Source organism: Fictibacillus phosphorivorans, assembly GCF_007673525.1.
GTDB classification, from domain to species: Bacteria; Bacillota; Bacilli; order Bacillales; family Fictibacillaceae; genus Fictibacillus; species Fictibacillus phosphorivorans_C.
In genome coordinates this window covers 1917163-1940353 of record NZ_VDZU01000001.1, presented here as the reverse complement: position 1 = coordinate 1940353, position 23191 = coordinate 1917163, and the positions used below count along the sequence as shown (strand labels likewise).

The 23191-nt window shown below is 37.5% G+C and carries 25 protein-coding genes and 2 riboswitches; of the genes, 10 read left to right on the top strand and 15 right to left on the bottom strand.

The window, feature by feature from the left end; translation table 11 throughout:
• Positions 1–240 precede the first annotated feature (240 nt).
• Entirely contained in the window at positions 241–1494 is a 1254-nt protein-coding gene (locus FS458_RS09655) for a cation:dicarboxylate symporter family transporter (RefSeq protein WP_370630035.1), read from the top strand.
• A 107-nt stretch (positions 1495–1601) separates the two neighbouring features.
• On the opposite strand, the gene modB is transcribed toward FS458_RS09655, so the two are convergent.
• From modB to FS458_RS09640, 3 genes are all read right to left on the bottom strand, one after another.
• A complete protein-coding gene (gene modB, locus FS458_RS09650; RefSeq protein WP_144699882.1) occupies positions 1602–2258 on the bottom strand; it encodes a molybdate ABC transporter permease subunit in 657 nt (218 codons plus the stop codon).
• 317 nt (positions 2259–2575) lie between these two features.
• Complete coding sequence (locus FS458_RS09645; RefSeq protein WP_144699880.1) at positions 2576–3397, bottom strand: MetQ/NlpA family ABC transporter substrate-binding protein; 822 nt, start codon at positions 3395–3397, stop codon at positions 2576–2578.
• A gap of 128 nt (positions 3398–3525) precedes the next feature.
• Positions 3526–3642: riboswitch (SAM riboswitch) on the bottom strand.
• Between the two features lie 47 nt (positions 3643–3689).
• Positions 3690–4496, bottom strand: a complete 807-nt coding sequence (locus tag FS458_RS09640) for an alpha/beta hydrolase (RefSeq protein WP_144699878.1) — start codon at positions 4494–4496, stop codon at positions 3690–3692.
• A gap of 108 nt (positions 4497–4604) precedes the next feature.
• A riboswitch (SAM riboswitch) is annotated at positions 4605–4722 on the bottom strand.
• Between the two features lie 160 nt (positions 4723–4882).
• Between FS458_RS09640 and FS458_RS09635 the strand changes: the two genes are divergently transcribed.
• Genes FS458_RS09635 through FS458_RS09625 form a run of 3 tightly spaced genes read left to right on the top strand, consistent with a single transcriptional unit; the run spans position 4883 to position 8577 of the window.
• The gene (locus tag FS458_RS09635) at positions 4883–6394 is read left to right on the top strand and encodes a spore germination protein (protein ID WP_144699876.1); all 1512 of its coding nucleotides are present in this window, start codon (positions 4883–4885) and stop codon (positions 6392–6394) included.
• Between the two features lie 16 nt (positions 6395–6410).
• Positions 6411–7505, top strand: coding sequence for a GerAB/ArcD/ProY family transporter (locus FS458_RS09630; RefSeq protein ID WP_144699874.1), 1095 nt, complete (start codon positions 6411–6413; stop codon positions 7503–7505).
• Positions 7498–8577 (top strand): Ger(x)C family spore germination protein, encoded by a 1080-nt coding sequence (locus FS458_RS09625; RefSeq protein ID WP_144699872.1) that lies wholly within the window; start codon positions 7498–7500, stop codon positions 8575–8577. Before FS458_RS09630 ends, FS458_RS09625 begins: the two co-directional genes overlap by 8 nt.
• A 298-nt stretch (positions 8578–8875) precedes the next feature.
• Here FS458_RS09625 and FS458_RS09620 read toward each other — a convergent pair whose 3' ends face one another.
• The gene (locus FS458_RS09620; RefSeq protein WP_144699870.1) at positions 8876–9394 is read right to left on the bottom strand and encodes a hypothetical protein; all 519 of its coding nucleotides are present in this window, start codon (positions 9392–9394) and stop codon (positions 8876–8878) included.
• A gap of 153 nt (positions 9395–9547) precedes the next feature.
• Complete coding sequence (locus tag FS458_RS09615; protein ID WP_144699868.1) at positions 9548–10936, bottom strand: bifunctional metallophosphatase/5'-nucleotidase; 1389 nt, start codon at positions 10934–10936, stop codon at positions 9548–9550.
• A gap of 87 nt (positions 10937–11023) precedes the next feature.
• On the opposite strand from FS458_RS09615, the gene FS458_RS09610 reads away from it, so the two are divergent.
• The 3 genes from FS458_RS09610 to FS458_RS09605 are packed head-to-tail and all read left to right on the top strand — an operon-like array spanning position 11024 to position 12315.
• Positions 11024–11572 (top strand): GNAT family N-acetyltransferase, encoded by a 549-nt coding sequence (locus tag FS458_RS09610; protein WP_144699866.1) that lies wholly within the window; start codon positions 11024–11026, stop codon positions 11570–11572.
• 4 nt (positions 11573–11576) lie between these two features.
• Positions 11577–11753, top strand: a complete 177-nt coding sequence (locus tag FS458_RS20675) for a hypothetical protein (protein ID WP_186320508.1) — start codon at positions 11577–11579, stop codon at positions 11751–11753.
• A gap of 4 nt (positions 11754–11757) precedes the next feature.
• Positions 11758–12315: an NUDIX hydrolase gene (locus tag FS458_RS09605; RefSeq protein ID WP_260858545.1), complete on the top strand. Its 558-nt coding sequence runs from the start codon at positions 11758–11760 to the stop codon at positions 12313–12315.
• A 40-nt stretch (positions 12316–12355) separates the two neighbouring features.
• Here FS458_RS09605 and FS458_RS09600 read toward each other — a convergent pair whose 3' ends face one another.
• From FS458_RS09600 to FS458_RS09590, 3 genes are all read right to left on the bottom strand, one after another.
• The gene (locus tag FS458_RS09600; RefSeq protein WP_144699862.1) at positions 12356–13138 is read right to left on the bottom strand and encodes a class I SAM-dependent methyltransferase; all 783 of its coding nucleotides are present in this window, start codon (positions 13136–13138) and stop codon (positions 12356–12358) included.
• Between the two features lie 123 nt (positions 13139–13261).
• Complete coding sequence (locus tag FS458_RS09595; RefSeq protein WP_144703455.1) at positions 13262–14806, bottom strand: malate:quinone oxidoreductase; 1545 nt, start codon at positions 14804–14806, stop codon at positions 13262–13264.
• Positions 14807–15157: 351 nt separating this feature from the next.
• On the bottom strand, positions 15158–15700 hold the full coding sequence (locus FS458_RS09590; protein ID WP_144699860.1) for a competence protein ComK: 543 nt from the start codon (positions 15698–15700) through the stop codon (positions 15158–15160).
• 257 nt (positions 15701–15957) lie between these two features.
• On the opposite strand from FS458_RS09590, the gene FS458_RS09585 reads away from it, so the two are divergent.
• Positions 15958–16812 (top strand): TVP38/TMEM64 family protein, encoded by an 855-nt coding sequence (locus FS458_RS09585; RefSeq protein WP_144699858.1) that lies wholly within the window; start codon positions 15958–15960, stop codon positions 16810–16812.
• A 51-nt stretch (positions 16813–16863) separates the two neighbouring features.
• Here FS458_RS09585 and FS458_RS09580 read toward each other — a convergent pair whose 3' ends face one another.
• The gene (locus FS458_RS09580) at positions 16864–17394 is read right to left on the bottom strand and encodes a GNAT family N-acetyltransferase (protein WP_144699856.1); all 531 of its coding nucleotides are present in this window, start codon (positions 17392–17394) and stop codon (positions 16864–16866) included.
• Positions 17395–17419: 25 nt separating this feature from the next.
• Positions 17420–18244 carry an MBL fold metallo-hydrolase gene (locus FS458_RS09575; protein WP_144699854.1) on the bottom strand — a complete coding sequence of 275 codons (825 nt, stop codon included), beginning with the start codon at positions 18242–18244 and terminating at the stop codon, positions 17420–17422.
• A gap of 272 nt (positions 18245–18516) precedes the next feature.
• Between FS458_RS09575 and FS458_RS09570 the strand changes: the two genes are divergently transcribed.
• Both FS458_RS09570 and FS458_RS21020 read left to right on the top strand, forming a co-directional pair.
• Entirely contained in the window at positions 18517–19596 is a 1080-nt protein-coding gene (locus tag FS458_RS09570) for a tetratricopeptide repeat protein (RefSeq protein ID WP_186320507.1), read from the top strand.
• Complete coding sequence (locus FS458_RS21020; protein WP_260858542.1) at positions 19593–19721, top strand: hypothetical protein; 129 nt, start codon at positions 19593–19595, stop codon at positions 19719–19721. The genes FS458_RS09570 and FS458_RS21020 overlap by 4 nt, the downstream gene beginning before the upstream one ends.
• A 429-nt stretch (positions 19722–20150) precedes the next feature.
• Here FS458_RS21020 and FS458_RS09565 read toward each other — a convergent pair whose 3' ends face one another.
• From FS458_RS09565 to FS458_RS09545, 5 genes are all read right to left on the bottom strand, one after another.
• The gene (locus tag FS458_RS09565) at positions 20151–20639 is read right to left on the bottom strand and encodes a hypothetical protein (protein ID WP_144699850.1); all 489 of its coding nucleotides are present in this window, start codon (positions 20637–20639) and stop codon (positions 20151–20153) included.
• Positions 20640–20654: 15 nt separating this feature from the next.
• Positions 20655–21893: an ATP-binding protein gene (locus FS458_RS09560; protein WP_144699848.1), complete on the bottom strand. Its 1239-nt coding sequence runs from the start codon at positions 21891–21893 to the stop codon at positions 20655–20657.
• A gap of 170 nt (positions 21894–22063) precedes the next feature.
• Positions 22064–22468, bottom strand: coding sequence for an NUDIX hydrolase (locus tag FS458_RS09555; protein ID WP_144699846.1), 405 nt, complete (start codon positions 22466–22468; stop codon positions 22064–22066).
• A 66-nt stretch (positions 22469–22534) separates the two neighbouring features.
• Positions 22535–22849 carry a DMT family transporter gene (locus tag FS458_RS09550; RefSeq protein ID WP_144699844.1) on the bottom strand — a complete coding sequence of 105 codons (315 nt, stop codon included), beginning with the start codon at positions 22847–22849 and terminating at the stop codon, positions 22535–22537.
• Entirely contained in the window at positions 22849–23190 is a 342-nt protein-coding gene (locus FS458_RS09545; RefSeq protein ID WP_144699842.1) for a DMT family transporter, read from the bottom strand. The genes FS458_RS09550 and FS458_RS09545 overlap by 1 nt, the downstream gene beginning before the upstream one ends.
• Position 23191 lies beyond the last annotated feature (1 nt).

The window sequence follows — 23191 nt, the reverse complement described above, 5'->3', positions numbered from 1 at the left end:
ATAAATGTCGATTAAAGTCGAATAACGCTTTTGTAATTTTACAAGCATTTATTATTTTTGTAAACATTAAAATTTTCAAATATTTCTATTAATTTGAAATGAGGATCTTCTTCTTCGTTCCATCCTTTATTCATTGCCATTTTTTTGCTTTGACAACCATTCCTTTTACTCGCTAAAATGTCTTTTATGTGGCAACTCAGATTACTAACATCAAGAAGAAGGTGACTTAATGTGAAAAAAATACGAATTAGTCTTGCGTGGCAGATTTTAATAGGACTAGCATTCGGTATTCTAATCGGTGCACTGTTTTATGGAAATGAAACGGTTCAAGGATATTTACAACCGATCGGTGATATCTTTATTCGATTGATTAAAATGATCGTTGTACCTATTGTTGTTTCAAGTCTTATCGTTGGTGTAGCGAGTGTCGGTGACATCAAACAACTAGGACGTCTCGGTGGAAAAACGATTTTATATTTTGAAATTATAACAACTTTGGCAATCGTAATTGGTCTATTCATCGCAAACATATTCCAACCTGGAGCAGGAGTGGATATGAAATCGTTAACAAAAGGTGATATTTCGAGCTATGTGGAGACAACAGAATCTGTTGAAAGTCACGGCTTTGCAGAAACTTTCTTAAACATTGTTCCGACTAACCTTTTTGAATCATTAGCTGAAGGAGATATGTTGGCAATCATCTTCTTCTCCGTACTATTCGGACTTGGAATTGCAGCGATCGGTGAAAAAGGTAAACCAGTATTGGCCTTTTTCCAAGGAACAGCTGACGCTATGTTCTATATTACGAATCAAATCATGAAGCTTGCTCCATTCGGTGTATTCGCACTAATCGGTGTTACTGTTTCTAAGTTTGGTATTGAATCACTCGTACCTTTAAGTAAACTCGTTCTAGTCGTCTATGGGGCAATGTTCTTCTTTGTCATCGTCGTTTTAGGTGGCGTTGCAGCGATGGTCAAGGTAAATATCTTTACGTTGATCAAAATATTGAAAGACGAACTGATCTTAGCCTACTCAACAGCTAGTTCAGAAACAGTATTACCAAAAATCATGGAAAAGATGGAGAAGTTCGGGTGTCCAAAAGCCATTACTTCTTTCGTCATTCCTACTGGTTACTCGTTCAACCTAGACGGATCCACTCTCTATCAAGCCATTGCAGCACTATTTATCGCGCAAATGTACGGGATTGAAATAACAATTGCAGAACAGATCTCGCTATTACTCGTATTGATGGTAACGTCAAAAGGGATCGCAGGCGTTCCAGGTGTTTCATTCGTCGTTCTTTTAGCAACACTTGGTACAGTTGGAATTCCATTAGAAGGTCTTGCGTTCATTGCGGGTATCGATCGAATCCTCGATATGGCGCGGACAGCTGTAAACGTAGTAGGAAACTCGTTAGCTGCTGTTGTGATGTCCAAATGGGAAGGTAAATTCAATCCTATTAAAGCACAAGAGTATCAACAAGAAGTCAGCTAATTTTAGTAAGAAACGAATTTTAATGAAAAACCGTGTGAGTCTTATACTGCTCACACGGTTTTTATTATGTAAAAGTAAAAAAGAACCCAGTTGGGTCCCTCCTCAATTTAAGTCCTTATACGATTAACAGCAATGAGCATTATAAATGATATACCGATAACACTACATACCCACATCCAAGCAAGCTCCATATTTCCTGATTCTATCGCAATATAGATAGCAGTGGATATTGTCTGCGTTTTTCCAGGTATGTTACCAGCAAACATAAGTGTTGCACCAAACTCACCTAATGCGCGAGCAAAACTTAGAATAGCACCAGATGTGATGGCCCTAACAGAAAGTGGTACAGAAATTTTCCGCAATACATCCCACTCGTTTGCCCCATCAACTCGCGCTGCGTTTTCAATATCTGCGTCGATCGATTCAAACCCCGCTTTTGCGGATTGATACATGAGTGGAAATGCGACAACCGCAGACGCAATAACGGCTGCCCACCATGTAAACATGATTGGTTGGTTAAAGAGCCACTCTACTAGCTGTCCCCCTGGACCATTTCGACCGAATAGAACGATCAACAAGAAACCTACAACCGTCGGGGGTAGTACAAGCGGAAGTAAGAAAATTGTTTCAACGAAATTCTTCCCTTTGAACTTTTTATGAGCCATGATCCTACCAAAGAAAATCCCTGCAAGAATCACGATCAAAGAAGCTGTCACCGCTATGCCGAGTGATAATTTGACAGGTGACCAAAAATCAATTGCCATTTTCCTTTTCCACCCGCTTAATAAAATGTTGTGTAAGCTGAATTTGTCCGTCTTCATCATATCATATCGCGCTTTGATGGGTTTTGTTGAAGTCGGATTTGTCGAACGGCCTTTATTTTTGAATCTAGACTTAATTTATGTCTAGTTCGACTTAATTAATGTCCAGTACGACCTAATTTTCTTATGTAAGACTTAATTTTTCAATTTTAGACTTAATTAATAAAAAGAGACTCCCAAAACTTTCTACAAAACCCTCTATTCATAAGAAAAGCTGTCTAGATGAGCCCGATCATCTCATCTAGACAGCGTTATAACACTCACTCTTTTACAGCTAACACTGAACCTTTGTACTCTTTATCAATAAAGTCGGTAATTTCTTTTGAATGAAGTACTTCTAATAATGTCTTAATCGACTTTTTATCTTTGTCACCTTCACGAACCGTGATGATATTCGCAAATGGTGAATCAGATCCTTCCAATGCGATTGAGTCTTTCTTCGGATTCAAATCTGCATCAATTGCATAGTTTGTATTGATTACAATCGCATCGCCTTCATCGTTCTCGTACGCTTTCGTTAATAGACCTGGATCGATGTCTGCTACAAACTCTAAGTTTTTCGGATTTTCTATAATATCGCTTATCTGAGCTTCGTAGCCTTTTCCTTCTTTTAGTTTGATTAGTCCTTCTGCTTCAAAGATTGAGAGGATACGCCCGTGCTCAGCAATTGAGTTGCTTAAGATTACCTTCCCTCCATCTGGAATGTCTTTTAATGATTTATGTCTTTTCGAATAAACGCCCATCGGCTCTAAGTGAACAGCACCAGCATTCTCAAACTTGTATTTTGGGTTATCTTTTACTTGCTGAGTTAAATATGGAATATGTTGAAAATAGTTTGCATCTATTTCTTTTTCGTAAAGTGACTTGTTCGGTAAGATGTAGTCCTGGAATTTAACGATTTCTAATTCTATACCTTTATCCTCTAAAAGTGGCTTCGCTTCCTCCAAAATTTCAGCATGCGGTACGTTTGATGCTCCAACCACAAGCTTTTCTGTTTTTTCTCCACCACTTGTAGATGAGCCACAAGCTGCTAATACGAATACTGCCAAACTTGCGAATAATACTTGGATGATTCTTTTCATATTCTGATCCCCTATCCATTAGTTTCTATATATTCTTTGATAAAAGCTCTTGTAAGAGGTGGTACAAAAAAAGCCTCCTGTTCTCATAAAAGAGACAGAAGGCTTCTCGAAAAAAGTTTCCGATCATCCTCTCATCTCTCAGTGTGACCACTGTTAGATTTAGCACCGTTTTCATATTGACTATTCAACATGAATGGTTGCCGGGCTTCATAGGGCTAATTCCCTCCACCTGCTCTCAATAAGAGTATTCCTATCAAATTACTTTGTATTATTACAGGTATTCAAAGAAATGTCAAACACTTTTTTTCAAATTATTCTGAACAGAAACATGTACATTCTTCAATAACCATTCTGAAGTGGCAGAAATAAGTTTATCGAAGTGGTCAATAGAAGAATATGTGTGATTAGCACCTTCTATCAGCACTATTGAGCTCTCGCCTTTGTTTCTTTTTCTTGATTTTTCAAAGTACCGAGAGCAATAACTTGAAGATATTACCAGATCATCTGTGCCATGGACAAACAATGCGTTTCCGCGAAACTGTTTGATGTCTTCGAAGGGAGAATATGCTTGAAGTGAAAGTAAAAATTCTTCGGTTATCGCATAACCTAAATGATCGATCACGGGGTGCTCTCCGTTATAGCCAACTATTTCTTTAATATCTCCAAATGGATTACCTACAGCAGACCAAGTAATTACATTACGAACTCGCTCATCATCTGTTACAGTGCAAACTGCTACTGCACCACCTAAACTATGTCCGATTAAGGTTATTGCATTTTGATCAACATTTGGGAGTCTGCTCCCAAAAGAAATCACTTCCTTCGTCTGATCAATAAAACAAGCAAACTCATTATCTCCATATTCGCCTTCACTCTCACCGCAGCCAGCATAATCAAACCTCAGTACAGCAAACCCAAGTTTAACAAGTGCTTGAGCTGTTTTTACAAACAGACGGTCTACTCCAATTCGTGTACTCGTAAAACCGTGGCAAATGATGATCAAAGGGAACTTCTTTTCACCTTCAACGTTCCATTTAGGAAAATGAATGGTGTAAGCCAATTTTCTGCCTTTCCACGATATACAATCCGACGTAACCATATCACCCACTCCTTTTTTCTTAATTGAAATTCACTTATCAAGCATCATAGACGAAAAAAAACCGTGTTCATTTAGAGAACACGGCTTTATACATAGTATCCGTTCGTTCTCTCATCTCTCAGCAATAACTGCTGTTAGATTTAGCACCGTTTCGGTCAAAAAAAAGTTCATCCGATGGTTGCCGGGCTTCATAGGGCTAATTCCCTCCGCCTGCTCTTAATAAGAGTTTGGTTATTAATTTAATGATAATCATAGGCTAATTGTTAATGGTTGTCAATGTTATATACCATAACGGCACATTCCGCCTAACAGAATATATTTATGTACCTAGGAAATGCTAAACAAATGTAGTAGTTTCACGACGTAATAACGAACGGGTGATATCAATGATATTTTTTAAGAAGAAAAAGAAAAAACAACAAGAATCAAATAGCGTTTCTACAAAAGGTTCATTGACATTCCCAGAGCTAATGAAAAAGTTAACGGCTTCCGCTGACTTTTCTACCGTTAAGCAATCATCACTCAGCACATTTTATATCTCTTATTATAAAACCCTTGTAAATCCTGAATTTGTTCATCGTGATTTATTACCGTATATAACAGAAATCCCTCTAAAAAACTTAGACGATATTCAGAAGCATCTACCGTTAGATGGAATGGTCAAAACGAATGATGTTCATGACATCGCGAACAAAGTAACAGCAGGCTTCATTCTCATTCAAATGAACAAAGACGACCCTGAAGGTTTGCTCGTTCCGAGTCTATCAACTGAAAACAGACAGATCTCGATTCCTGAAACTGAATTTAGCGTTGTTGGCCCAAAGGAAGCATTCGTTGAATCATTAGATACCAACCTAAATTTAATTCGCAAACGACTTCCCATTCCAGAATTTACAGTAAAAGAAGTTAGGGTTGGAAAACTTTCAAAAACGAGAGTAGCAATTATCTACATCGACGGAATCGCTGATGAAGAAAATGTGAATACCGCTATTCAGCGTGTTAACGATATCGAATACGACCATGTCGTAGATAGTTCTTATATCAATCAAATGATTTCAGACAACGAGAACTCTCCTTTTCCACAGCTCATCGATACAGAACGACCAGATCGAGTGGCGAGTGTTCTATCTGAAGGAAAAGTGGCGATTATGGCTGACGGATCACCACATGCATTGACTGGTCCAACAACGATCGTAGAGTTCTTTTCGGCATTTGAAGATTATTTTCTCAATTGGACGCTCGCTTCTGTTATTCGATTGATCAGATTGATGGCGGTTATGTTCTCTGTGTTATCTTCGCCGCTTTATGTAGCTGTTTTAACGTTTCATTATGAGATGATTCCAGAAAACCTTCTAGCTACACTTGTGGCTTCACGTAACGATATTCCGTTCCCGCCTATATTAGAAGCTATCGTACTAGAGCTTTCGATTGAATTACTTCGTGAAGCTGGTGCGAGATTACCATCTAAAGTCGGCCAAACGATCGGTATCGTTGGAGGTATCGTTATCGGAACGGCAGCGGTTCAAGCTGGTTTAACAAGTAACGTTCTGTTGATTATTGTAGCTCTAGCCGCACTCGCTTCTTTTACAACACCTGTGTATCAGATGAGTAACACGATTCGTTTACTTCGCTTTCCCTTTTTATTATTTGCACAGTTCTTAGGTCTACTTGGTGTTGCGATCTGTTTTGCATTTATTGTTTCACATCTATTAAAGCTTACTTCTCTCGGAAGACCTTACATCGCACCCCTATACCCACTTCGTGCAAATGACTTAAAAGATGCACTAATACGAATGCCGTTCAGTATGCAAAATAGCCGTCCGTCATTATTAAGACCACAAGATAAGGCAAGAATGAATAAAAAACGAGCAACAGCAAAGCATGACATAGAGGACTAAAAAATGAGGGGTATGTATGTCTCAGATCAGTGTAAACAAACAGATATCACCTTACATGGCTTTTTATATGGTCACAACGATGCAGATTGGAGTAGGTATTCTGGGGTTCGAGCGTTATATCGCTAAATCAGCAGGACATGATGCATGGATTTCTGTAATCATTGGAGGTCTTTCATTTAATGTGTTGATCTGGATGATCTATCGTCTCCTTACGAAAGAGAACGCTGATATCATTGGGGTACACAGAAACTTATTCGGTAGATGGATCGGCGGTGCGTTAAGCTTTCTTCTCTTGATTTATTTTAGTTCAACGATTCTAACAGTACTTAGGACGTATATTGAAGTGATTCAAATCTGGGTGTTTCCTGAACTAGGTACACCGATAATTTCCATTATTCTGCTGGGCTTGGCATATTCCTACGTAATAGGAGGAATCAGGGTTGTTGCAGGTCTATCCGTTTTAGGCTTTTTTATCTCTCTTCCTTTATTTTTACTAAAATATTACGCGTTAAAAAACGCGCATTATACTAATCTTTTACCCATTTTAGATCATTCCTTTAGCGAACTGATGGCTGCAACAAGAGGAGTCACCCTTGATTATTTAGGGTTAGAACTCATTTTGCTATACATGCCCTTTTTAAAACAACCAGAAAAATCACAGAAGTGGGCTCATTTTGGAAATCTATTCACGATGTTTACTTACCTTATCACTGTTTTTGTGTCCTTTGTCTATTTTAATCAAGAACAGCTTCAACATACAATTTGGGCGACTTTAACATTGTGGAAAATTGTTGACCTCCCTTTCGCACAGAGATTTGAGTATGCAGGCATCGCGCTATGGCTTTTTGTGATACTGCCCAACCTCTGTATTGGTTTGTGGTCAGTTAGCCGCGGGATTCACCGTTTATATAAGATCAAGCAAAAAAGTGCATTACGTACAATGATTCTTGTTATTTTTATATGTTGCATCTTAGTCGTTGATCGCCAACAAGTAGACATACTGAATACAAAAGTTTCTCAGATTGGATTTTATATTCTGTATGCATATATTCCGTTTTTATTTGTTATCCAGCTGATTTCAGGAAAAGTGAGGAAAACAAAAAATGGCTAAGAAAAAGTTGCTCATCATTTTCACTTTAATCCTATTAACTGGCTGCTTTCCGAGCAAAAAAATCTTAGAAGATGTACAGCTCGTCTCAGCAGTTGGTTACGATTATAAATCAAACAACCAAGTAGAGTTGAACGGGATGGTAGCTATACCTCAGCGAGGAGAAGATATACCTCCAATTTCACAAGTGTTTACAGCAACCACAAATACGAGCAAGATGGCAAGAGCGTTGGAACAAGCTGAATCTCCTAAACCTTTTGAAATCGGACGATTAGAAATTGCTCTTTATAATAATCGGTTAGCTGAAAAAGGAATTTACGATCTAGTCGACACACTTCAGCGTGACCCTTCCTTAGGTCGCGATCTTTATATGGCCATCGTTAATGGAAGTACGAAAACATTATTAAAGCAGCAGTATCCTCTTAGTGAAACGCCATCTAAGTATCTGCTTCAGCTTTTAGATCAAAATATGAAAGCAAACATACCAAAGTCAAACATACATGATTTTTTGTATAGATATTACGGAAAAGGGATGGATCCAAACTTGCCACTCATAGAGAAGCAAGGAGATCGAATTAGAGTAGTAGGAACAGCTCTATTAAAAGACGATAAAATGGTTGGGCAGCTGAAACTTGAAGATTCATTTCTTTTAAAGCTTCTCATGGAACCCTTCGAAAAAGGTATCTATGAAGTGAAATTTAAAAATAATCAATTTTTCACCATTCAAAATCTGAAGTCTAAAGTAGAATATCGATTCAAAGACGTAAAACGATCGCCATCAGTAGACATTTTTGTTCATGTAAAAGGACGCGTAAGTGAAGCACCCAAAATCCCCGTTAGTGATCCATCTCTTATCGAGCAGCTTGAGCGCGCTACAGAAATCGCAATGAATAAACGGATCAATAAGATCGTCAAGAAGTTACAAAAAGCAAAGGTAGATACGATTGGATTAGGCGATCTGGCGAGAAGCAGAACACGAGGATTTGATTTCAAACATTGGGACGATCAATATCCAGATATTCCAATCAACGTTAAAGTGAATGTGGAAATTATACAGGCAGGGATTACGGAGTAGCATGGTATCTAGGGACATATATGGCGTTAGTGAGGTGTTAGGCGGCGAATTTAGATTTGTCGAAAATCGGATATATTATTTTATCCGTGAAATTTTCTAGCTTATACGTGAATATATTGCCATTTACCGTGAAATTATTTGGAATTACCGTGGATATATGGTTTATCAATTTCACTTGTATGTTTCGTGCGCACATTCATTTGCAATTTCCATCTCAAATGGACATGACTCAATAAAAAGAAGCTTTCCCTCAACTTTCTCCTCCCATTGAGTAAAAAGCTTCTTTTATTGATTAATTTCAGCTACCAGAGCTTCCCACACCAGCACTTGCAGATGAAGAGTTGCGTTTTTCGATCGCATTTACACCCATAACTACAGCAATCAGCTCTTCTGTTAATAAATGATTCGAGTTATGTTTTAACTCATAAGCAGAAGCTTGGAAAAATCCATTCACTTTTTTAAACGTCGCCACTTCCGCCTTATTCTCATCTACAAGGATATACTCTTTTGAAAAAGCAGGAGCTTCAATTTCATAATTTTGTTCATTTGTCATATAACGATATTTTTTAGAAAATAACGCAAATGAGGATTTTACCATGCCGAGTTCCTTGCCATCAGGTTGTTTAACGACCCACTTTCCTAATAAAAAAGGAAAGCTACCTTCAACGATTACCCTTCCGGATTCATCCTCTATACTTACTCCTGATGAAAATGCGCTTTTTAGATCTAGGACTCCAAGTTTCTGTTGCTCGCCATTGAATATGTCAGTTTTTCCTGATGAGAAAAAGGTATCTTTAAAATATACACAATTCTCCATTATATCCAACCTCCTAGTCCAAGATTTGAACTTATTTCTGTTGTTCCTCTAACTGCTGAAGTCGTTTTTCAATTTTCTTACGTTTTTCTATTTCTTGGAACACAAAAATGAAGGCTGTCGCAGCCATAAAAAAAGTTAACCATTCCAAGGTGTTCACCCCTTAATCTTTTGTAGTTCAGTAAATCTTGTATCAAACGCTCTTCTTACAAACTCTGTTTTGTCGGCATAAATCTTGATAATTTCTTTGATCTCTTCTGGTTGGTAATATTCGTTTCGGTTGGTAGCAAGTGAAGGATAGCCTGACCCTCGGTGAAGATAATCTGATGAAGCAACAGAGTACCATCTTCCTTCATCAATTGTTTCACCGCCTATCTTCATTTCAACCACTTTTAATCCATCAAAAACAACTTCTGCGCCTGAAATATGCAGTCTCCCTACATACTTCCCTCTGAAACCCGGTCCTTTTCCATCTTTTAAGCAATGTTGGACATCAAGGGATTGTTGAACGGCTTCCATAATATATTTACCTTGAATCTCGAAGGAGGTTGGATTCAAAGGAGATGGGCAGATCTCTATCATTTTTTTATGAGAAAGATAAGAAAAGATTCCAGCGTTAACAATCCCACTGTTTATCAAACCTATATCGGTATTGAGCATATCCCTTAAACCATCTGCGATAAGATTTGTGATCGGATTCTCACTAATCACATCGTGCCATAACGGTTCATCAATTCTATACAAAGGTTTCCCTAAAATCTCAATGGCGGTTTCTTTACTTCGTTTAAGAATGGATAAGATCTCTTCGTCTGGTTTCGAATCTTTTGTACAATAAACCGCAGATTGTAAAAGGGTTTTATGTGTTCCGTTTATTTCAAGTTCTAATACACCAATATGTTCACCAAAGTTCCCGGCACTTACGATGAACGTATCATTAACTACTTGTGCTTCTTTATATAGAACGTGATCATGCGAAGAAACGATTACATCGATACCAGATATCTCTTTAGCTAATTCTGTATCCGCTAGCGTTCCAACATGGTTCAGAAGGATGCACAGATCGTATTTCCCACGGTTACGTTCCAGTTCTTCAGCTATAGCGATAATGTAGTTTTCACCATGAAATCCTAATCCCTCATTAAAAGCTCCTAAGTCAGGTGAAGCGCCAGTTACGAAAATACGAAGTCCATTTTTCGTGAGGAGCACACTCGAATGAACGCCAGGAATCGTCTTCTTGTCTTTCTTGAAAAGGTTGTTGCTGATGAATGGAACTGTACTTTGAGTGGCCATATGTTCTAACGTCTTCGCCCCATTAAACATCTCATTGTTGCCGACCGTTAATAAATCATAACCAGCGGCACCGAGAAGCTCAACCGCAGCCAACCCTCTTGTACCTTGTAGTTCGATGCTTTTGAAATCAGCAAAATCACCTGCATCCACCAATAAAGTGTTTTCGTCTTTATGCTGATTTATCAAGGTTACTGCTTTCGCAAAGTTATCAAAATGACTGTGAAGATCGTTTGTATGTATGATTTTTATCTTCATAAATCCCCCAAAATTATATAAGATTACCTTTACAAATAATGGTATCATAAAATTAAAGTAAATGTTCAAAAAATACGGAGGAAAAGAATGTCATATCACGATAAGGAATTACGTATTCGACCCATCATAGAAGGAGACCTCCCCAAGCTTTGGGAACTCATTTATAAAGAGAAGGAACCAGAATGGAAACTATGGGATGCGCCATATTTTGAACACAAACAAATTCCTTTTGATGAATTTATGTGGAACAAAGATCACTATGTGAATCATGATCAACGGTGGGCAATAGAAGTCGCTGGTGAGTTGGTTGGAACCGTGAGCTATTATTGGGAGCACGAGCCTTCTCGCTGGTTAGAGATGGGAATTGGAATCTACAATCCCAAGTATTGGAGCGGTGGATATGGAACTAGAGCATTTATTCTGTGGATCAATCACTTGTTCAACACGCTTCCGCTCGTCCGAGTTGGATATACAACATGGTCAGGAAATGAACGGATGATTAAAGTTGGTGAAAAAATCGGCATGAAAATGGAAGGAAGAATGAGAAAATGCCGCTATTACAACGGAGAATATTATGATTCCATCAGGATGGGGATTCTTCGAGAAGAGTGGAAATCATCCACATTAGGAGGATAAGAGCATGGAGATTCTATTAGCACTATCAGGTTATGTCATTTTATTCTTCGTGATATATCTAGCGGTGAGAACCGGAATTAATGACTCTAAAAACCTTACACATATAAAGAATGAACTATCTACAATAAAAAACGAGTTTGAACTGTTACGCAACCAATCAGAAAAGCATGAGGAGGAATGATCTCTTGGCAAGACGGAGCACCATAACATCAGAATACATCTACAAAACTCCCTTCGGTCATCTAAGAAAAGACAGCTTCGAGCTGCAAAATAAAGAGGAACCCATTGACTATTATGTTCATGAATATCCTGACTGGGTGAATGCAATCGTCTTAACTAAAGATAAACAGATCATACTTGTTGAACAATACCGTCATCCTGGCAACGACTTCTTTTTAGAAGTTCCGGCTGGAAAAGTTGAAGAAGGTGAATCCTATGAGGAGGGGATCATAAGAGAGGTTCAAGAGGAAACAGGCTACACTTCTCTAAAAAAACCAATCCTACTTGGAGAATTTACGGTAAACCCTGCTACCCAAACTAACAAGGTAATAACGTTTCTAATCTTAGATGCCTTCCAGTCATCATCTCCAAACTTAGATGATAACGAAGACGTAACGGTTAAGATTTTCCCTTTTGATGCTATAGAAGAACTAATAGAAGACAAAAAAATCACACAATTGTTTACCGTAAGTGCCTACTTTTTTGCCAAGAATTATCTATCCAAAAATAAAGAAAAAAACTAGCTTAGTTGAGTTTATACCTCTAGGCTAGTTTCTCCCCTCTTTACTTAAGTTTCATTTTAACCGCGCGTGTTGCTACAAAACTTTTAATATAGGTATCAATCGCTCTGATTCCACCAAAATCATCTTCATATAATCCTGTAATCACGAAACCTGCTTCAATCTGTCCTTGTATTTGGTCCTCTAACGTATGCCCGAATTCAATCGTTTCATCAGCCTTAAGATACGCAGACTTCTCTTCTTCAGTCATAGAATCGAGAGTGGAATAAGGAATGCTGTTACTTACCACTAAATTTCCCTTTTGATCTTCTTCATCATCAAAAATAAACAGCAATGGATTCGTAAAACCAGAGATAAGTACGCCTCTATCTTTTAAAACACGGGATGCTTCTTTCCATACGGGAGAAATATCCTCCACAAACACATTCGCCACAGGATGAACGATCAAGTCGAACTCCCCATCATCAAACATGGAGAGATCACACATATCTCCTTGTATTACTCTTAAACTCAAATTGTTTGCTTCTGCTACCAATTGATCATTTTCTAACTGTTTCTTAGATATATCGATAACAGTAACATCTGCCCCAGCAGCAGCTAACACAGGACCTTGTTGACCTCCTCCAGAAGCAAGACAAAGAATCTTCACCCCGTTTAATAACTCTGGAAACCAACCTCTAGGAACTGGTTTTTCTGTTGTAACGGTAATACGCCAATCTCCTAATTTACTTTTTTCAATTACATCATTCGAGACAGCCTTCGTATAGCTCACACCATCTTCAACCTTTTTATCCCAAGCCTTACTATTGTGTTTAACCGTATTCATCTCTAAAACTCCTAGTCATAATTTAGTCTTATTTACATTCGATAACAAGGTAGGTAACCCCTTCGTCATAGATAAAAGAACAGCAAAAAAGAGCCTTAATTAAGGCTCTATTGAACAGTAACGCTAAATCTTTTCATGTAAAACGGTATGTTCTATTTCAGAAAAATCAGCTAAAGTAGGTTCATTCGCATCAAGTTTTAGAGTTCTGGCTGTAGTAGCGTGTACTTTCTTTAATAAATCAGGGTTGTTCATCAATCGCTGACCATAAGAAGGAATCATCTCTTTAATCTTTGGTTCCCATTTTCCGATCTCTTTTGGGAAACATTTGTTCAACACTTCAAGCATAACGTGAACAGCAGTGGACGCACCAGGTGATGCACCAAGCAAGGCAGCGATCGAACCATCAGCGGAAGTAATCACTTCTGTACCGAACTGAAGCGTTCCTTTTCCACCTGTTTCTGTATCCTTGATAACCTGAACACGTTGCCCAGCTACAACAAGATCCCAATCTTCACTCTTGGCAGTCGGGATAAACTCTCGCAGTTCTTCCATGCGCTGTTCTTTTGACAACAACACTTGTTGAATCAAGTATTTCGTTAGTGACATTTCTTTAGCACCTGCAGCTAACATCGTTAAAACGTTATTAGGTTTTACAGAAGTCACGAGATCAAGCATAGATCCCGTTTTTAAGAACTTTGGTGAGAATCCCGCAAATGGTCCAAACAATAACGATTTCTTATTGTCAATATACCGTGTATCCAAGTGAGGAACAGACATTGGTGGTGCCCCTACTTTAGCTTTTCCGTATACTTTCGCGTGCTGCTGGTCAATCACTTCAGGATTCTTACATACCATAAAGATTCCGCTTACTGGGAATCCACCGATATGTTTTCCTTCAGGAATACCGGATTTTTGAAGCAAATGAAGGCTTCCCCCTCCACCGCCGATAAAAACAAACTTCGCTGTGTGGCGCTCAATAGAACCTGAGTTATGGTTTTTCACCTTTAGTTCCCATAAGCCGTCGGAAGTACGCTTTAAGTTTTCCACGCTATGTTTGTATTTAACATCTACATTCTTACTTTGAAGATGACTAAATAACATGCGAGTGAGTGAGCCGAAATTCACATCAGTTCCTGAATCGATCTTAGTAGCTGCGATACTTTCGTTTAACGAACGGCCTTCCATGATTAAAGGAATCCATTCCATCAATTTCTCTGGAGAATCTGAGAATTCCATCCCTTGGAAAAGAGGATTCTCTGTTAGCGCTTCCATACGTTTCTTTAAAAAGGCTACATTGTTTTCCCCTTGAACCATACTCATATGTGGCAAAGGCATGATGAAGTCTTCTGGGTTACGAATCAACTTTTGATCTACAAGATAAGACCAAAACTGCATAGACACTTGAAACTGTTCGTTAATTTCAATCGCTTTCGATATATCTATAGAGCCATCTGGTTTTTCCGATGTGTAATTCAGTTCACAAAGTGCAGCATGCCCTGTTCCAGCATTGTTCCACTCGTTTGAACTTTCCTCTCCTGCTTTATCAAGTTTCTCAAATACCTTAATTTTCATTTCTGGAGCTATTTCTTTTAAGATCGTCCCTAATGTAGCACTCATGATTCCAGCGCCGATTAAAAGGACGTCTGTGTTCGTTTCTCTGTTGCTCATCATTATCAACCTTTTCACCTAAAATTTACAGTAAAAAGCCATTGTCTCATACATATAGAGACAACTTGGTAGCTGCTTTTCCTGTTTTCATGAAAACCGTATCAACTAGTATTACTAATATTTAAGTCTTTAATATCTTTATTATATGATAATTATAAATTATTTGAAAGCCGATAAAAAGTGATAATTATATGAATAGTGTGCCCAAACTCTTTCGACATCAGTATTTACAAAGGTGTTAGTTAAAGTTTTTTACAGAAGAATGCACAAGTATATATGTATTTCTAACTAAATTTGCACAACAAAAACGCCTGTAATTCTTCATCAGGCGCTCCTGTTCGAAAAAATGATTCACGTAAAAATTAAATCACTGCTTTCTAAACTTTCTTCTCTATCATTTTCTAGACTTCGATTTGTTCGATTGATTAGTACACTTCTATAATGAGCTGCACGATGGAGTTTGCCTTTAAGGGCTCGGGAGGTACTTTCAATAGGTAGGTCCATTCCGTTTGAGAAGATTACTCTAACCTTTTTCCGGTCAACGGATATAATATCGTCAATGTGTGGCTGTGAAAGCCAAATGCAGGAGTCTTTTCGTGGTGATTTCGTGGGAAAAAAGAATATATCAAGCTTCGTATCAATCATAATCGGAGGAAAGCACATCCTCCCCAAAATTATTTGTGTTGCATCTTTCTTGCCATCGTATGTACTTCCATAGTACGGACAGGAATCTTTGATGATTCGAAAAGGCTTTTTCTCAACAAGGATGACGGCGTCTTTTTCATAAATTTCAGCACAAACTCTTCCCCATTGATTAATAAAAGGATGAATGGCAATGGTCTTATTCGTTATTAAATACTTATCCAATTTTTCGTGCACAATTCTACGCTTCATTCATAACCTCCTCCAAATTTTTTACCCCATGGAAATGAACAACAGTACAAATGTCCCTAATATCTATACTGCATAGTAATATTTTACCATTCAAACATAAAACCATCTATATATACTTTGGAATTTGTCGAAATATTTTGTGTTTTTATACCAAATACGTCTTAAGGCTTAATCCTTTTACATCTGTAGAAACTGTCTCATCATTTTCCAAGTGTTTAAACTTACGTTATAGAATACATTAAAATGGAGAACCAACCATGACTGACAGTCTTTCAAAAAAACAATTAACTCTTGAAATTACTTCACACGTATTATTAACATCATTAACACTTGTCATACTCTTAAAGTTGCTGCCAACCCTTACACCAGTCTTTCAATGGTTTGGATTAGCACTTGTTTTGTTCCTTGCCATGATTGACTGTCTTTTTTTAATTAAAATGAACATGCAATTCTTAAAAATCACTAGACTATTACTTATCTATCTATTTGCAGGAAGCATGTTACTACTCGCAACCTTCTATATTACCAAGTTGTTGGTATTAACAGACATGTATGGCGTTGAAAAATTGTTACAACTTCATGAATCTACAGCATGGATCTATATAGCGATCTGTTTTGCACAACCAATTATTCTTCCGCTTCCTGAAGTGTTAACCGTTGCTGGTGCTAGCAGCGTTTTCGGACCTATGACTGCCATTTGTTTGGGATTTATAGGAACACTTTCAGGTATAGTAGTCATGTACTTTATTGCACGAGTTGGCGGTCAACGAATTTGCGCGCGACTCATTAAAAAGGAACAACTCGCGAAGTACCAAAATTATGTGCGAAGAAACGAAGTCCTCTTTTTAGTCTTCATGTTTGTTATTCCAGTTCTCCCTGATGAAATCATTTGTATCGGAGCGGGATTAAGCGGAGTCAGGTTCAGTAGATTCTTAACCGTTGCTGCAATCTCTAAACTGTTCACAACAACGACTCTTGCGTTTTCTGTACTTCTCGTAAAAGATTTTTCAATAACAAATAGCAAGCTCATACTTTATACGTCGATCCTTGTAGGAGGTATGATTCTTTTAGCATTAGCAAAAAGGAAGCTTGTGAATGAGAGAAATATTTAGACGAACATAGGGGAACTTCGTTATAAGCAAGTTCCCCCTCTTCACTGAATTTTAATTTACCCACTTATACATCAACACATCATCAACATACTCGCCGTTGCCAAACTTAAATTCTCTTACTTTTCGACCTTCCTCTATGAATCCTAGTTTCTTATATAATTCTATTGCTCTAGTATTGGTAGAGAACGTACCTAACGTAACTTTTTCAATGACCGGATGCTTTTCAGCCCAAGATAAGAGCTCGTGAATCATTAATTTTCCTATCCCTTTATTTCTCCATTCTTTCTGTAACATGATGGCAAACGATCCTGTATGGTGCATTCTCATCCTTTCTTGTGACCGAAAAACGATCCATCCCACTACATTTCCGTCAAACTCGGCCACAAGCATCGTCTCACGTTCATGCTTTAGAATATTTCGTATCCATTCTTGATGATCTTCTGTGGTCTTGTTAAATTCTTTTGAAACCGCAATAAAATAATCGTGTTCAGAAATCACTTCACGCTGTATCTGTAGAATAGCTTCTGCATCCTCAACACGAATCGTACGAATGCTTACTTTATGATCTTGTTTACTCGACATTGTCTAACCTCTTTTTCATAAATAGTTATGAGTTGATGACATGATTCTCTTTCATGATGGATTGAACAATATGAATTGAATCCCACTCACCACGAGAAAATTTGATGATGGGGAATCGCTTTGGAAAAAGCTTCTCACAAATGGCTTCAGGGGTATTACCTTGCTTTTGTAAGAACAATACTTCATGCTGTATACCTAGTAGATAATTTAGTTTTCGTTCAAGTGCCTTCCTTCCATCTTTAACAAACCCCGCATGATTGCAAAACACTTCTTGAAAGTCATACGTTAAAACCCGTTTCAATGATTGAATAATAGTAGGAATGCTCTCTTCCTCGAGGACCACTTTCGTCCTTTCCATTACATATAGATCACCTGTGAACAGCTGACCTGTTTCTCGATTTAGAAATGCATGATGATCCAGTGCATGACCTGGAGTAGGTATGGCATCCCAACTCGCATTCCTAGACCGAAATTCACTTGGCATTTTTTGCGCAAGAAATGGTTTTCTTCTTCCCCAAAAGAACTGTCTGTACAAGGGATAATGTGCTCGTTTCGCACAATAATCAATTGTTTTTTCATCTAAATAGATGGGGACTTTTTTTGTTTTCTCTATATAATTCGCACACCCTGTATGATCTTCGTGAAAGTGCGTTATAAAGACTTGGTCAAAATCTGCTTGATCAATAAATGGTTTGAAATGCTGATGTAAAGACTGCGCACCGGTATCGATTAATACACCATCCACGAGATAACTGTAAACATTTAGTGAGACACCTTGAAAACGGATCTTTCCATTTAAGTAAGAAACATTCTGCTTTTCTCCATACTGAGAGGTTTTCTTCAAAAACACAGCTTTCTCACTCCCCACTTCTCTCTTTTTGTTTCGTTACTATTTAGACTCTAAGAACTTTAATTCCATAAAAGCCAGTATACTCCTTCCACCCTCATAATCATGTTTTCATTAATCGAAATAATAAGGTATCCCCAACAGTGTCAGATTATTGGGAAAATTGATGAGGATCTTGTCACTTTATGCTGCCCTCTAGCATAGGATTTTCCCAAGTATTATTTTTCCATTTTATGTTAGATTTAAATTACAAGTCTTATAGAAAGGAGTTTTCCATGAACGTCGGAACTAGAGAGCCCATCACACAGTCACTCGAGCGGTGGCATACTGCCATCCGGACAAATCACATACAACAATCAGAGAGTATACATAACGAGATTAAGAGTGAAATTACACAGATTAAAGACCCGTCTACACAGTTGTATTATCAATTGTTAAACAGCCGTTACTTGATTTTGAAGAAAGAACTAACTTCTGCACACGCCATTCTAGATACATTAAATGATGTTCATCTTAATCGAACAGATATTTTTGGGTACTATATGAACTTAATTACTGGAATGCTGTTAACAGCTGAAGGAAATTATGAAATAGCAGAATTGCGTTTTATCCGGGCGTTTAACCTATTAAACGTATTGAACAACATGACGGATGATATTGTGCGAGCAGACTTTTATCATAAAGCTGCTGTGTTGTATTATCATATCCGTCAGCCACTCACAGCACTGGATTATGCGAACGAAGCTTTGAAAACGTTATCCGAAGCGGAAGATTATGAACTGCTTCAATCCGGTTGTGAAAATATTCTGGGTCTCGCTTCTCTATCTTTAAAACAATATGGAAAAGCAGAAGAACATTTTCTGTGCGCACTTGATCTCGCCAAGCGTATCGATCAGTCATATACCTCACTGATCAAATACAACATCGGTTATCTGTATGCTGAACAAAACATGTCCGAACTGGCAGTACGCTATTTGTTAGAGGTATTTGAGGAAGAAGAAGCCTTTTATAAGACACACTTCTTATTGTCTCGAGAATTCTATCGATTGAATAATGAAGAAAAAGCAATACCGTTCTTCAATAAAGGAATCCAGCTCGCGAATGAAGAATATCTTCATCACTTCAAAATTCTGAACGCCTTAAATCAGGCAACAGATATTAACGAGCTTGAACGTATTGTTAAAGAAGGAAACGACTATTTTAAACAACACGAACTCTTTGGTTTCGTAGAAGATTATGCTGGAGAACTTGCACAGGTCTTTTTCAACAAAGAGAACCACAATAAAGCTAGTTATTATTTTAAAGAGTCTTACGAAGCAAAACGCGCTTTACAAAAAAAGGAGGCACTAAAATGAAAAAATTCGCTGCAGGTATCATCATCACTTCACTAGCACTAACGGCTGTGTTTGTTGGACTATCAACAAAATCAGTTGAGCAAGCTGAGCATGGTAGAACGTTCTCCCTTTCTCAAAAATTATAATACAGGTTGTTAGCACAAAAAACGATCAGAGATTTTCTGATCGTTTTTTTGTGCTTAAATTTATAGGTTACTTTATGCTTCTCCAATATTCATTGCTAGCAACAAAAAAAAGAAGAAGACAAATGTGATGCTGTTTAACGAAATACCTAGGACAATATTGGTCCACTTTTTTGATAATATAGCGAATATTACACCTGATAGATATAAAACTCCAAATACCAGTAAAAAGATCCCTGGGTATTTGATATTTTCATTTATAAAAAAAGATAGAATGATACATATACCCACCATCAAAAGTGAAAGTTTACCATACTTATTCACTAGCTATCCCCCATAAAATATATTTACTATAGTATAAATAATATTTATTAATTTAAATTACTTTCCATTAACGTACTCTAATCTAATATCGTGAAATTTTAACTGTTTTTATAGATCTTTTAACCAACTCATTCCCATTGTAACGATCCATGTGAGAAAAGGTATGGCTAGACTATTTAACGCATTATACCACTTTATTTTTTCATTTCTTCTTTTCAATATCCTATCAGTTATAAAATACAAGACAGCGGCCCCTAGACTAAACCAAAGCAAGATTAACCCGAAAATCATATGTAATGCGGCAGAAATAATGATTTCTGCGTTTTTATTTGAAGATTTAATAGAAATAAATTCTCCAACTTTATCACTAACTACTGATGTTAATACACCATAGATTAATATTGCTGGAAAGCTATACATCATATAAACAGGGATTATTCCAATACTGGCAAATACATAGCTTAGAAATGAATTGAAAGATTCATCTCCAAAAGGATCGGGTATAAAGAAGCCTAAAATGATGGCAAAAATTGTGCCAGACAAAGAAGCCGCTACTATTTTTCTTGATAAAATAAATTTCACTCCTGTTCCTACCAACTCGTATCCATACCCTCACTTAGAAGGAAGTTTAATCGTAAAAGATGTCCCCTTCTTCAACTCGCTATCAATCGTAATTCGTCCACCCATCTGTTTTATTATTTGGTGGCATACGGTTAAACCGAGTCCCGTTCCTTTTTCTTTAGTAGAATAATACGGACTGCCTAGTTTTTTCAGCTGTTCCTTAGACATGCCCATACCGTTATCTTTAATTTCGATACATACATAACCGTTGATATTCTTGAATGCTAATACCCTAATTTCACCTTTTTCCTTGATCGCTTCAATGGCGTTCTTGATAATATTAATCAATACTTGTTGAATTTCCAGTTTTAGCCCCTCAATTTTTAGAGAAGGTTCTACGTGTTGCGAAATATGTATACTATTCAAAATGGCATAAGAGTGCATCACATCTATTGATTGTTGAATGGTAGATGAGAGATCGATAATTTCGTATTGATCTGTTTGTGGTTTAGCCAGCGCTAAATATTGATTAATGATCTCCTGTGCTCGATCAAGTTCTTCAATCGAAATACTTATGTACATTTGCTGTTCCTTTGTTAGATCTTCTTTTTGCATCAACTGCATAAACCCTCTTACTGACGTCATAGGGTTTCGAATTTCGTGTGCTACAGAAGCCGCAAGCTGACTGACCACGTTCATCTTTTCCGTTCGAAGAAGCTCTTGTCTCATTTCCATCTGCTCGTTCATGTTCTCGATTAAATGCACGACTGCAATTAACGTTGCCAATACGATTAACGAAGAACTTAATTCAAAAATGAGTTCCTTCTCATCTCCTATTATTAAAAGTGAGATTCCTCTTGTTATGGGAATCAGTGAAAAGAACAAACTAATAACGGTAATCTTGCCTTTAATGCCGTAACGATGAAAGAGCTTTGTTATGGGCAATAACAATAAACAGAGGACCATGTAATTTCCTAGCAAAACGGCTAAGTTCTGATCTGTACAGTAACCCATCACCAGTAGGACAAATAAGCTTAAATACCCTACCCTTTTCCCACCGTATAAGAACGACAATATGATGGCAACCGATTTAAAATCATATTTATAGATTTCAGAATAAACGACTGGCTGGCTCATCGTGAAAACTAAAATGATAAGCATGAGCAAAAAGAATCTCGAAGTAACTTTCTTCCGTTCTTCATCTCTTTCATTAAAGAACACTTGATAAATAAGGATTGTAAAAAGGATAAAGACCACGTGTAAGCACATGCTTTGTATCGACTCTAACATACAGTTCCCTACTTCCTTGATTACCTACCTTACATGATTTTCGACAACTTCTAAGCATATCCTTGTCAAAACGACGAATTTTCTAGGTATTACTATCTATAATTTTTATAAAAAAATGCACTTCTCCCATTTGGAAGAAATGCACGTTTTTTACCTAATTCAGATTAATATTAGAAAGCTCTACTAAAAACTTGTCCTCGAAAACGTAAAGCATCCTGTGCTCGAATACGCTGACTCTCACTCAATTCACCTATATCGACCCATTTGTAGTCTGAGTGTTCTGAGCTGAGAACAATTCCAGCATCTTCTGAGATCATACATCGGAATATCGCTGCTTGAGTGTTAATTGTACTGTGAAAATAAAATCCCGTTAAAACAGGATCTATCACATCAATACCAAGTTCTTCTCTACATTCGCGAGACAATGCCTGATGAATCGTTTCGCCTGAATCCACAGCACCTCCAGGCAAACTCCAACCTTTGTTTCCGTAAGTTCGTTTTAACAATAGCACCTTATTCTCTGCGTTAAATATCATGGCATGAGAACCAAATCGAAACGTATCATGAATCGTCAAATGAATCCCTCTTCTACTAATATTGTATAGTGAGGTTAATTCTACTTAACAACAAAGTTCTCCTTCTTAGCTAATCAGTTTAAGTCCAACTGCAGCACTAAGCACCATTGCCATGAACAGAATTCTTAGACCATTTTTTGATTCACCATAAAATAAGATTCCTACAAGTCCCGAACCTACAGTACCGATACCTGTCCAGATCGCATAAGCGGTACCCATCGGTAATGATTGCATTGCAAAACTCAACAAAAGAAAGCTGCTACTAAATCCTATAACAAGAACAAGAAATGAAAGAATGTTTCTTCTTTTTGCAACAAGGTTCATTCCTGTAACACCCACTACCTCAAACAGACCTGCAAACACCAGAAAGATCCAGCCCATTAGTGAACCCCTCCTTCTGATTTTGGTTTTCCTGTTACTAATTTAAGTCCCATAACTCCTGCAAGAAGAACAAGAATGAGTATAATTTTTAACATTTTAAAAGGCTCACCGAAAACAAGCATTTCCATCAAAACTGTCCCACTTGCTCCTAATCCAGTAAATACGGCATAAACTGTACCCACAGGAAGTTTATTCGTAGCCAAAATAAGAAGTGCAAAGGAAAAGATGATGGCAATTGTGGTTCCTGTCCACGTCAAGAAATTATATGAATGCTTTAAACCAATTACCCAACACACTTCAAACACTGATCCTAATAAAACATAAGCCCACGCACGATTCATT